The following is a 12,173-nucleotide window of genomic DNA, read 5'->3' on the forward strand; positions in this document are numbered from 1 at the left end:
TATTTGTCTATTTATTCGCTTATTGCGCTACATGATGTTGCCTCATAATAAGTATATTAACTTTTATTGATGCACCCTTTGTAAACTTTAACGCCATCAGATTGCCAAGCACACTCTCAGGATTTGGCAACCTAACTTTACCCGCCCAACACAAAAAAAACAGCGATCCGCAAATCGCTGTTTTTATCCTCACTCCGCTGGGATTTTGGGGGAACTGCTACTAAATATCCTTTAGATAATCCCAAATCATTAGTTTAAATAACTTATTTTTTTCGACAAAATGACACTGGGTAGCGATTCAGCCTACCCTTGCGATCGCTGCTAACCTTTTATTTGCTGCAAATCCGGCTACTTTACAACGCGTTTTTAAAGATCTGAATGACGTCTTCGAGCTTGGCCTGCCGCGGATTGGTAGCACTGCAAGCGTCTTTCATGGCGTTGACAGCCATCACTTCGAAATCTTCTTCTTTGGCGCCCAACGCGGCCAGACCGGATGGAATGCCGATATCCTGAGATAGCTGGACAATCGCATCGAGGCCTTTTTCAGCCGCATCACGCACCGACAGACCACTGATGTTTTCACCCAGGGCGACGGCAATGTCAGCCAGCCGCTGGGGGTTACTGTTTAAATTAAAACGCTGGACATGGGGCAACAGGATCGCATTGCAGACGCCATGGGGCAGGTCATAAAAACCGCCCAGCTGATGGGCCATGCCATGAACATATCCCAAACTGGCGTTATTAAAGGCCATCCCGCCCAAAAACTGAGCATACGCCATGTTATTGCGGGCCGCAAAGTTCTGGCCGTTGGCCACCGCCTGGCGGAGATTTTCGCCGATCAGCTTGATTGACATCAGCGCGGCGGCATCGGTGACCGGGGTGGCAATGGTTGACATATAGGCTTCCACGGAATGGGTCAGCGCATCCATCCCGGTGGCGGCGGTTAAGCCCGGCGGCATCCCCATCATCATGACCGGGTCATTGACCGAGATCGTCGGGGTGCAGCGCCAGTCCACAATCGCCATCTTAACATGGGTATCGGTGTTGGTGATAATACAAAAACGGGTCATCTCACTGGCGGTGCCGGCGGTGGTGTTGATCGCAATCAGCGGTTTCATCGCTTTTTTGCTTTTGTTGACGCCTTCAAAATCGCGGATATGGCCGCCGTTTCCGGCCACCAGGCCAATCCCTTTGGCACAGTCATGAGACGATCCGCCGCCTAACGAGACGATTAAATCACATTTATTTTCTTTAAATACGGCCAGGCCGTCATGAACATTGATGTCGGTCGGGTTGGGTTGCGCGCCGGCAAAAACGACAACTTTCAGACCCGCAGCTTCGATTATTTCTTTAACCTGATCGGCGACGCCCATTTTTTCCAGGCCGGCGTCGGTGACAATTAAGGCCTTTTTCAAACCGAGCGCCTTTGCCTGGACGCCCACTTCTTTCACTGAACCCGGTCCCATCAAATTCACGACGGGCATAAAAAACCCAAATACTTGATCTGCAACTGCCATAATTAAGTACCTCCTTGAATTTTGAATCTTATTAATTTTGTAACCTGAATCCGTTTGGCCAAACCCCGCCTATGTTAAACCGGCATCACCTCCATCGTCGTGGTCTTGCGGCAGCTGTCCGTTTGCAAACGTTTGCCTTATAGCCTGTCTACCACATTTTTTAGCAATTCCCCGGATTCTTAAAAAAAATAAGAAAAAAATGCTCATGATGCCAGGTCCCGCCTGATCTTTAAAAAAGACCTTAACCAAGGCCCTGTGTGACCCGATCACATTAAAAAAAGCCGCCCCGTGCTATACTAAACATATAAGATCCGGCCCAGCATCAGAATTGATTATCGCTTTGCCCCCTCAGACCGGTGGCAAAGTTAAACCCGCGCGGTAAATCGCGACGAAGCGGAGGTGTCTGAGATGAAAAAGACAACCCTTGTGATCCTCGGGGCCAGCATCGCTGCGGTCCTGCTCCTACTGATTGGGATGATGGGCACGATTATCTATTTGCTGTCCAATAACAACAATCCGCAACCAAACTTTCAAAATATGTCCGGCGGCATGATGGGGTCCGGGCTGATGAATACGGAAATGATGGATGAGGGGATGATGCATGCGACGATCGAAAGCGAGCATGATTATCTGGTCCATATGATTGCCCATCACGAGGAAGCGGTGGCCTCGGCCACGGTCCTCAAAGCCAATACCGACCGGCCCGAAATGAAGCAATTCGCCGACACGATTATCACCACCCAGACGGCCGAAATTAACCAGATGAAAAGCTGGCTGGACAGCTGGTATCCCAACATGGATCATCAGGTTGATTACCAGCCGATGATGCGGGATCTGACTAATCTCAAAGGCGACGCCGTCGATCAGGCCTTCCTGCAGGATATGATTTTCCATCATATGGATGCCGTGATGATGTCCCAACAACTGATCACCAGCGACTATGCCGACCATCAGGAAATAATTCCCTTTGCCCAGACCATCCGCGACACCCAGCGTGACGAAATTCATATGATGCGCAACTGGCTGGCCACATGGTTTTAAACCCTGATCAGGATTATGCACATGCCCCGCCGGCAAGAACGGAAATAACCCCGGCCGGGGCGGCCAACGCCAAAGCGGGCCGGTTTCACCAGTAACGGTGGAACCGGCCCGCTTTTTTGCGGTCGTCAGCTTAAAGGTCAAATGCCTCGAGATCATCCGGCACCAGCAGGTTGCCATCGAAAAACGGCGCCCCCTCGGCGGTATACAGGGCCTTGCGCTGGGCCAGATGGCGATCTTCGGCATGATAGAGCAGCAGGTTGGCCACGGCCAGCCGGGCCCCGATTTCACAGGCGTCCTTCACCGTGGTATGGGCCTTCTCATAGGGCTTGAAGCGCTCCCGCTCGGCATAGAGGCAGAAGGCCTCATGGAGCAGCCAGTCGGTTCCAAAGGCGTAGGGGTACTCGTGCTCCTGATAGGGCTCATCGCCCAGAAAGGTCAGCCGCCGCCCCGTCGACAGCGTCATCGCAAAGCCGAACTGCTTGGCCTTGTCGGACTGGATATCAAAAAAAGTCACCTTGTTGCCAAAAATTTTCTTGCTCTGTCCGTCCTTGACCACCTTAAACACGACCCGATCGCCAATCAGCTTGACAAATTTCTCCGGCAGCATCAGTTTGACAATCGTCAGCGCCGTTTTCTTCAGCTCGGCATGACAATAAATGGTCAGCTGGCCCTGATAGCGGCCGTTTTTGATCGCGGCGGTGATCATCCGGATCAGCCAGATCAGCCCCAGCAGATGATCGGTATGGCCATGACTGATAAAGACCTCATGGATCTGCGTCAGGCTGATGTCGGCCCGCTCCAGCTGAGTCAGAATGCCGTTGCCGCCGCCGGCATCGACCAGAAAATAGTCCTCACCCTGCTGGATCGCAAAGCAGGTATTATAACACCGGGTCACCGCCGCATTGCCGGTGCCCAGAATAATTAAGCGTTCACTCACGTTGTTCCTCCCGTCATTGTGTCATTTATCGTTTCTTGCTTGATTATACTAAAAAAGCCGCGCTTTTTCCAGTCCCAACCGCGCCGGGGCGGCTATTCGCGATTTTTCAGCGCCGCCGCCAGGGGGATCTGGTTGATCCGCCGCAGCTGCAGAAAATTGATGCCGAGGTAGGAAGCCAACCCGATCGCGACAATCAGCGGATAAAGATACAGCGGCAGATAGACCGGCAGATAACCGCTGAGTTTCAGCTGGACCAGGTAAAAGCTGCCCTGAATCCCCAGCTTGACCAGCGGCAGCGACAAAATCAGCGATCCCAGCACCACCGTGGTTGTCGCTCTTAGATAAAGCTTGCTGATTTCCGCGGTCTCATAACCAAAGACCTTTAAATAGGAAATATAGAGGGCGTTTTTGTCGATCACCAGTTTGGTCAGCACCACCATCAGCACCAGATAAATGACCACCGCCGCAAACAAACACAGCGGCGCCAGCTGATTAAAAGAGGACAGCATCTGATCCCCGAATTTGGCCATCTCCGCCGGGGTGATCACCGTCGCCACCACGTTTCTATCGGCAAAGGTCAATTCCTGATCGGAAAAATAGCCGTTAAAATAGTCCGCCTCGCGATCAAGCAGGGCGTTGAGCTGGGCCTGACTGAGAAAGACCGTCAGCCCCCCGGGATAGTCGACGATGCCCAACACCGTGACGGTATCTTCCTGATTGGTATAGGGATTGACAAAATCCAGCCGCGCGCCGGCGGTGGCGCCCAGCTTTTTAGCCAGCCCGTCGGACAGATAGACCCCGGTTTGATCCGCCGCCAGGGGCAGTTCGGAAAAATAGCGGGAATCCTCCCGGAGCCCCCAGAAGGCCACTTCGATATTTTTAGCGGCCGGCGGGTACCAGGTTTCCAGCCCCGCCACCGTCATTTTTTCGGCCGACCCGGGGTTTTGCGGTTCGGCCGGGGCTTTTAACAGATACTGATAGTCCGACACCGCCGCGGCTTCAATGCTGTCCACATAATGGCTGATCATCGGCGTGATCGCCAGCCCGAACATCAGGATAAAACTGGCCAGAAAGATCCCGATAAACAGGGTCAGATAACTGGCCTTGTTCTGCAAGATCACCCGCAGCCGAAAACGCGAAAAGAAGGAGATCCGCGGCAGTTTGACGGCCCGGCGGTGGCGGTTCTGGTGCAGTTCTTTCCGTAAAAACTGCAGCGGTGACAGCGCCAGTTTCCGCGCCAGAGTCACAAAATTGATCACCACCATCAGCACCAGCGGCACGACCGTGGTCAGCAGCAATGCTTCGCGGTTGACTGTAATCGTCATCGGCGGCAGGCTGTAGCTGCTGTCGTACATCACCTTAAAGAAATCCGGCATCACCAGATAACCGATCAGATTACCCAGCACCGCACTAACCAGGGTCACCGCCACCGGCATACTCAGGTAATGGCGCAGCAGTTCCGCTTTGGTATAGCCCGAGGCCAGCAGCGTCCCGATCATCGCCGCTTCCGCGTCGATGGTGCTGTTGATCACAATCGCAAAAACAAAGGCCATGATCAGAATAATCAGCGACAGCAGCACCTTCATCATCGGCACATCTGAACCCATGTCATCATCGATAAAGGTGATGCTCTGGTTGTTCTCGGCGCTGACAAAGCCGGTCAGCAGCACCCCGCTGGCGATCAGCTGATCCTTGATTGCGGTGGCCAGCTGACGCTGGGCGGTGACACTCAAATCGCGATTGTCAAAGCGATAGCCATAGCCGTTGACGATGTCCGCCGCCGGCCAGCCCGCAAAGGCGGCCGGAGTGACAATGCCGACCCCGAAATGAAAGGAATCCATCATCAGATCGGCATTGTTTTTAAACAGCGAGCTGTAATCCGGCAGGCTGATGGTGCCGGTGATCGTCATCGGGACCCCATCGACGGTCACGGTATCGCCGATGGCCAGCCCATAGCTCGCGGCAAACAGCCGGTCCAGGGCCATTTCGTCAGCGGCCGCGGGGCGGCGCCCGGAGATCACCGTGACCAGATTAATATCCGCCCGCTCCGGGTAGATCCGCAGGGTGGCATCATCTGACAAGGGCAGCTCGCGATAATCATTCTGGTAAATCGTTACGCCCCGTTTTTCGGCGGCGGCCCGGGCGGCACTGCTTAATTCCCCGGCGGTAGTAAAGGAGCCATCCTCGACCTTGGCGTCGGCCTGGTTCTGATCTAACACCGTCTGGGCGCCATCGGCCACCGCCAAAAACCCCGACATGATCGCAATGGTCACCGTCAGCATCGCAAAGATCGCCAGATAGCGGCCGCGGTTGCTCAGTAAATCGCGTTTGAAACGCTTGCGCAACGGATTTTTCATGATCATGCCCCCCTTACCACTGCAGCTCGCTGGCGGCAATCGGGTGGTCGTTGACCTCGTCGGTGACAATCCGGCCGTCATGCAGTTTTAATACCCGATGAGCCATCTGCTTGATCGGTTCGTTGTGGGTGACAATAATAATGGTGTTATGATAGGTTTGATTGATGGTTTCAAGCAGGGCCAGAATTTCCTTGGATGTCTGATAATCCAGGGCTCCGGTGAGCTCATCACAGAGCAGCAGGGTGGGATTTTTGATCAGCGCCCGGCCGATGGCACAGCGCTGCTGCTGGCCCCCGGAGAGCTGATGGGGGAACTTGTCGCGATGCTCCCAGAGCCCCAGAGTATGCAGCAGCGCATCCATTTCCAACGGCTTTTGACTGAGATACTGGCCGACTTCAATGTTTTCTTTAACCGTCAAATTGGGGATCAGGTTGTAAAACTGAAACACAAAGCCCAGTTTATCACGGCGATAACGGCCCAGACTGGCGGGGTCCAGCCGCGAAATTTCCTGCCCGTCAATGATGATGCGGCCGCCATCGATTTTTTCCAGACCGCCGACGACATTTAAAAAGGTCGATTTACCGCTGCCTGACGGTCCCAGAATAACGCAGATCTGCCCCGCCGCCAGGCTCGTTGTCACCCCATCCAGAACCTTGACCCGGGCCGCCCCGCTGCCATAACTTTTGTCCAGTTGGGAGACGCTCAGAAACACCGGTTGGTTGGTGTTGCTGGTTTCGTTGTTGGTACCATTTCTTTTTTCCATGATCTTGCCTCCAATAGTGAGATTTTTTCACTCCACCACAGCCGCAATTCCCATGCCTTGTCTCTTTTGTGCCATCAAAAAAACACCTGTGAAACAATAGCAAGTAAACTACTGTCCCACAGATGTCAAATATACGCATCTGCTGTCACCTTGTGACCCGGCCCCACAAATTTTAAACGCTCCCGCCTTTAAAATTTATCGCCTGCTCAGTTTGTACTGTCGAAAAATATGCAGTGCAAAGAGTCTTTTTACGATAATATGATATTTTACGCAGTTTGTCAAGGCTTATCGTCCTAAAAACCGCAGATAGATTGATTAAAATGTTTTGAATTCATTCAATCCCACTGCAGCAACCAGCGCCCCCTGGCGTTATGCTTTTTTCTTTTGATTATCCGCGAAAACTGCCGATTTATCTATCTGTTGTTTTTTTTGTTGAGTTAATCAAATAATCCTGTTACACTGAAACGGTCAACGACGGAAAAACACCCGTTGCTACGGAACTTAAATTGAAGGAGACCATCATGTTAAACGATACAACCAATAATTATTTAAAAGCCTGTGCTGACTGGCGTCAAAAATTTCTGGCCATGGACCAGTCACAGCTACTAAAAGCATTGCCGGAAATCACGATTCAGGGGGACTATCTGACCCTGACCCTCTTTGGCCGCAAATTCGGCATCCATTCCCAGACCGGTTACATTGTCACCCTGGCCGATCTTCAGCCGGCGGAAGTCGTCAGCCAGCTCAATATCTACACCCTGTTCGGATTTGTCTCGCCACAGGCTCATTTTCGCGACAAATGGGTGCCCTTCCGCGAACTCAGCGGCGCCTCTCCGTTTGCCCCCGCTTTTGAAAAGAATGTCCTCGTTCCCTTTGCGCTGACCTTTTCCGGCCAGCCTGACAAGCTGGCCAGGGCCTGTGAACGCCTCGGCGGCGTCAACCTTGCCCACGCCGATGTCGGTTATCGCATCAATTCCTTTGACTGCCTGCCGATCAAATTTCTGTTCTGGGATGGCGATGATGAATTCCCGGCCCAGGGCAATCTGCTCTTCGATGCCAGCGCCACCGATTTTATCCATGTCGAAAGCACCGTCAGCCTGGCCATCGAGGGGATTCAGCGACTGGCCGAAGCCGCCGAACTTGAGATCAAAGGACCCTTGTTTCAGATGTAGCCGCCCGATGCGCCCCAACTACGCCAAAAAAATCCCATCCGCAAAATACTTGCGAATGGGATTAAAATGCGTTTTATGTCCTGCCCTGAGGGATTCGAACCCCCGACCTTCCGGTTCCTAGCCTTATTGGTTTAAATTATTCATTTGCAATGTATTGATTGCCCACAAAGGCAGATTAATCAGCCATTCTTCCTGCTTATAATCCATCATCGAGGTGCGAACTGATATTGGGGGACTGAATTTTTCATGATAGGTTCTCAAGCTTTTAGCTTTCAAATTGGTCTCAGCCTTGACCTCAACGGGAAACACAGCACTTCCATTATCAACAAGAAAATCAATTTCAGCACTCCCCCGATCATTGGTCCAGTAATAGGTTTCAATGCTCGCTAACGTCTTTAACTGCTGGAGCACATATTGCTCTGTCAAAGCGCCTTTAAACTCTTTGAACAGATCGTTACCATCAAGGAGAACGCTTTGATTCAGTCTGACCATACAGGATAGCAACCCAACGTCCAGGATAAACAGTTTGAACGCCTTTAAGTCTTCATAGGCCTTTAATGGCAGACCTGGTTTTGTTACCCGTTGGACTTTGTGAACCAAACCGCAATCTGTCAGCCAGAGCATTGCCATTTCGTAGTCTTTCGCCCGTGACCCTTCCTTGATCAGACCATAGATAAACTTCTTGTTTTCTTTGGTGAGCTGGGATGGAATATTATTCCATAACATCCGAATCCGTGGGATCACTTCATTTGGCGCATGTTTCGAAAAATCCTGCTCATAGGCAGTTAGTATTCGCTTCTGTATCGCTCTCGCCTCATTAAAATCCTGATTATCAACAAAACTGACAACGACTTCCGGCATCCCACCAATAAAATAGTAATATTTGAGCAAGTCAATGTATTCCTGTTTAAATGTGTTCGCTAACTCATAATCACCTTTTTCGATGAGTTCGACAAATTGTTCTTTTCCCATCGCTTTCATAAATTCTGTAAAGGACAAGGGATAGAGGTCAAGAAATTCTACCTTGCCGACCGGAAATGATGTCCCCTGATGCAAAGCAACCCCCAGCAATGACCCAGCACAGATAATTTGATATTCGGGTGCATTTTCATTGAAATACTTTAAGGCTGTCAAAGCCTTGGGCACTTCCTGAATTTCATCAAAAATAAGCAGGGTATTTTCAGGATCGATCTTATTGCCTGAATAAAGTTCCAAGCCGGTGATTATCCGGTCAATTTTCATATTGGCTTCAAACAGATCCTGCATCTGCTGATTATTATCAAAATTGATATAAACAACGTGATCATAGGTTTTCTGGCCAAAGTTTTTCATCAACCAGGTTTTACCGACCTGCCGGGCACCTCTAATAATGAGGGGCTTTTTGTTTTTCTTGAGCTTCCATTTATTTAACTGTTCCATTGCCAGTCGTTCCATTTTATTTACCTCATTTTCGTGTTCTCGTTCATCTTTACACATATTACAACGAATATACGTAACATGTCAACATTTTTTACGACGAATACTTGCAGATATGGTGCGAATATTTTAATAACGGCTTGCATATACCTAATTTTTCTATCGGTTAATTTTTGGTTAATCATAAAAAAATCCCATCCGCAAGAAACTTGCGAATGGGATACCCATGCGTTTTATGGCGTGCCCTGGGCGTACCCTACCGTATGTACGACAATTATTAAGAAAATCACGGGAAATTGTTTAATAATTATATAATGATCCAATCCCCAGATCGATTATTCCCTTTGAGGATAATCATAGCTTTATCCTATAAGTCTGCCATGATGCATTTTACCGAACAGTTCTCCTTTGTCTTATAAAAATGTGTATATACTTTTACTAGAAAACAACACTCTAATTAGAATATTCTCATTTTTAACAACTTCCTATAAAATCTCAATAATACATTTTGCATATTCTGACCGTGAAAGGCCACCTGGATCAGCTATCAGATCTCATAGCAAATATTAATCAATTTTAAGTAGTTTGGCATTGATTGCCACGATGATTGTACTTACGGACATAAGTGCTGCCCCAACTGCCGGGTTTATAACGACCCCCTGATAATACAGAACGCCTGCTGCTAAAGGCAGTGCAATCATATTATATGCAGTAGCCCAGATCAAGTTTTGGATCATTTTTTGATAGGTTGCTTTTGAAAGCTTTAAAATCGTAACCACATCCAGTGGATTGCTTCGTACAAGAATAACATCTGCCGTTTCAATGGCTACGTCGGTACCCGCTCCGATAGCGATACCTAAATCAGCTTGTGCCAGTGATGGTGCATCATTCACCCCATCACCAGTCATTGCCACGATCTTGCCTTCGTTAATAAGCCCCGCAATTTTAGCTGCTTTTTCCTGGGGTAATACCTCAGCAATCACGGTATCGATCTTCAGCTGATTACCAACATAAGCGGCAACACGCTGATTGTCCCCTGTTAATAAGATCGTTTCGATCGCCATCGACTTTAACATCTCAATCGCTTCCCTGGCACTATCTCTGATTATATCTGATAATGCCAGATAGCCAAGGAGGTTATCGCCATCTAATATGAATACTACTGTTTTTCCCATTTGGGCGAGTTTTTCATAATCCTCGGCCTCAAAAGCGATTTTTTCAGAACGCATATAGCCGGGACTCACGATCATCAGTTCACGTCCATCTACCTTGGCTTTTAATCCCTTACCCGGAATATTTTGATAATCCTTTACTTCCCTCAACTTGAGGTTTAATTTTTTTCCTTCATTTACAATACCCTTTGCAATGGGATGTTCCGAGTTTGCTTCAACTGAATACGCAAGTGAGAGAAGTTCATGCTCAGTTATACCAATGGCTTTGATATCCGTTATCCCAAATGTACCTTCAGTCAAGGTTCCGGTTTTGTCGAAAACCACGGCATTCAGTTTTCGTGCATTTTCAAATGCTGCCCGATCTCTAATTAAAAGACCTTTTTGCGCTCCGATGCTTGTCGAAACAGCCGTTACCAGCGGTACGGCCAAACCTAATGCGTGAGGGCAGGAAATAACAATAACGGTGACTGCGCGCGTAACTGCAAAATTCAGATCTTGTGAGATAATCAGCCATGCCAAAAAAGTCAATGCTCCGGCAATCACGGCGATATAAAACAACCACTTGGCTGCTTTGTCTGCCAATCGTTGGGTATTGGATTTTGAATTCTGGGTTTCCCGAACAAGTTTTAGCACTTGTGACAGAAAGGTCTCTTCCCCCACTCGCGACACATGAAATTTCAAAATCCCTTCACCATTGATGGAACCGCCAACGATTTCATCGCCTTTTTCTTTTTCAACCGGGACTGATTCTCCTGTAATCATCGATTCATTCACTGTTGATCTGCCATCATAAACTAAACCATCAATTGGAATCTTTTCACCCGGTTTTACAAGAATGGCATCTCCTGCCTTCAATTGTTTGACCGAAACATCAGTAATTTCACCATTGGCCGTTATCTGGTGTGCTTCTTCAGGCATCAGTTTAACCAGTTCATCCAATGCCCTTGATGCGCCCATTACCGATTTCATTTCAATCCAATGACCTAAAAGCATGATCACAATTAATGTGGCTAGCTCCCAAAAGAAGTCATCACCGTTTATAAAAAATACAGTTAGGGTGCTATAGATATAGGCGATTGTGATCGAAAGCGCAATCAGTGACATCATTGCTGGTGATTTTTTCTTAAGCTCATCCCTGGCCCCAGTAATAAAAGGCTTTCCACAATAAATAAAAAGTATGGTTGAAAGACCAAAAAGTAAATAGGAATCTCCCGTAAAACGCCAATCGACACCGATAAACATTTGGATCATTGGCGATAAGAGTAATATCGGTACCGTAATAATCAAAGCGATAAAAAATCTTTTTCTAAAATCCGCCACCATCATCGCATGATGATCATCATGTTCGGTGTGTTCTCCATTCTCCGGCATAGGATGGTGTGAATGCTTATTTTCTACAGGGGAAATCGGTCGGTCTGCTTGAGGCATTTGATTCATTTTCCCATGAGCGTGGTTATGTGTATGTTCATTATTCTTTTTCGGATTTTCCTTGTTTTCCGGGGGCATATGATCTTTATGAGCATGATGGGTTCCATGGTCATCACCCATTAACGCTCCTTCAGATTGAGTCTTCTGGGGATTCTGAGTTCTATTTTCTTTGTCTATCTCATTCACATCCTTTCTTTACTTATAGTATAAATAACCCGATCACATTTTCAAAACTGAAATTGGGTTTTTTATATATGTTTTCTGCAAAATAATTGACCACAAAGAAATCCTTCGTGTTTGTATTTTAAATTATTTACTCAAACTTCGCACATAATAATCGTCTAAAACCATTGTAATTCCGATGTTACGG

7 protein-coding genes, 1 tRNA gene, 1 pseudogene and 1 riboswitch are annotated in these 12,173 nt (G+C 48.5%); of the genes and pseudogenes, 2 read left to right on the forward strand and 7 right to left on the reverse strand.

What is annotated here, in order from left to right; translation table 11 throughout:
• Positions 1-353 precede the first annotated feature (353 nt).
• Entirely contained in the window at positions 354-1,517 is a 1,164-nt protein-coding gene (locus tag ABGU93_RS02390; RefSeq protein ID WP_347411908.1) for an iron-containing alcohol dehydrogenase, read from the reverse strand.
• 408 nt (positions 1,518-1,925) lie between these two features.
• On the opposite strand from ABGU93_RS02390, the gene ABGU93_RS02395 reads away from it, so the two are divergent.
• Entirely contained in the window at positions 1,926-2,558 is a 633-nt protein-coding gene (locus tag ABGU93_RS02395) for a DUF305 domain-containing protein (protein WP_347411909.1), read from the forward strand.
• Between the two features lie 130 nt (positions 2,559-2,688).
• Here the strand turns inward: ABGU93_RS02395 and ABGU93_RS02400 are convergent, their stop codons facing one another.
• The 3 genes from ABGU93_RS02400 to ABGU93_RS02410 all read right to left on the reverse strand — a co-directional run bounded on the left by ABGU93_RS02400 (position 2,689) and on the right by ABGU93_RS02410 (position 6,564).
• Positions 2,689-3,495, reverse strand: a complete 807-nt coding sequence (locus tag ABGU93_RS02400) for an MBL fold metallo-hydrolase (protein WP_347411910.1) — start codon at positions 3,493-3,495, stop codon at positions 2,689-2,691.
• A 92-nt stretch (positions 3,496-3,587) separates the two neighbouring features.
• Positions 3,588-5,852 (reverse strand): ABC transporter permease, encoded by a 2,265-nt coding sequence (locus ABGU93_RS02405; RefSeq protein WP_347411911.1) that lies wholly within the window; start codon positions 5,850-5,852, stop codon positions 3,588-3,590.
• A 13-nt stretch (positions 5,853-5,865) separates the two neighbouring features.
• Entirely contained in the window at positions 5,866-6,564 is a 699-nt protein-coding gene (locus ABGU93_RS02410) for an ABC transporter ATP-binding protein (protein ID WP_347411918.1), read from the reverse strand.
• A gap of 160 nt (positions 6,565-6,724) precedes the next feature.
• Positions 6,725-6,835, reverse strand: a riboswitch (NiCo riboswitch).
• A gap of 301 nt (positions 6,836-7,136) precedes the next feature.
• Here ABGU93_RS02410 and ABGU93_RS02415 point away from each other — a divergent pair.
• Entirely contained in the window at positions 7,137-7,787 is a 651-nt protein-coding gene (locus ABGU93_RS02415) for a DUF3786 domain-containing protein (protein WP_286807668.1), read from the forward strand.
• Between the two features lie 79 nt (positions 7,788-7,866).
• Here ABGU93_RS02415 and ABGU93_RS02420 read toward each other — a convergent pair.
• The 3 genes and pseudogenes from ABGU93_RS02420 to ABGU93_RS02430 form a co-directional block, all read right to left on the reverse strand.
• Positions 7,867-7,961, reverse strand: a tRNA-Pro gene (locus ABGU93_RS02420).
• Positions 7,944-9,221, reverse strand: a pseudogene (locus ABGU93_RS02425) (ATP-binding protein); the annotation flags it as partial. The pseudogene ABGU93_RS02425 and the gene ABGU93_RS02420, both read right to left, overlap by 18 nt.
• Before the next feature lie 548 nt (positions 9,222-9,769).
• Positions 9,770-11,923: a copper-translocating P-type ATPase gene (locus ABGU93_RS02430; protein WP_347411912.1), complete on the reverse strand. Its 2,154-nt coding sequence runs from the start codon at positions 11,921-11,923 to the stop codon at positions 9,770-9,772.
• Positions 11,924-12,173 lie beyond the last annotated feature (250 nt).

Source organism: Acetobacterium sp., assembly GCF_039830195.1.
Lineage (GTDB): Bacteria > Bacillota > Clostridia > Eubacteriales > Eubacteriaceae > Acetobacterium.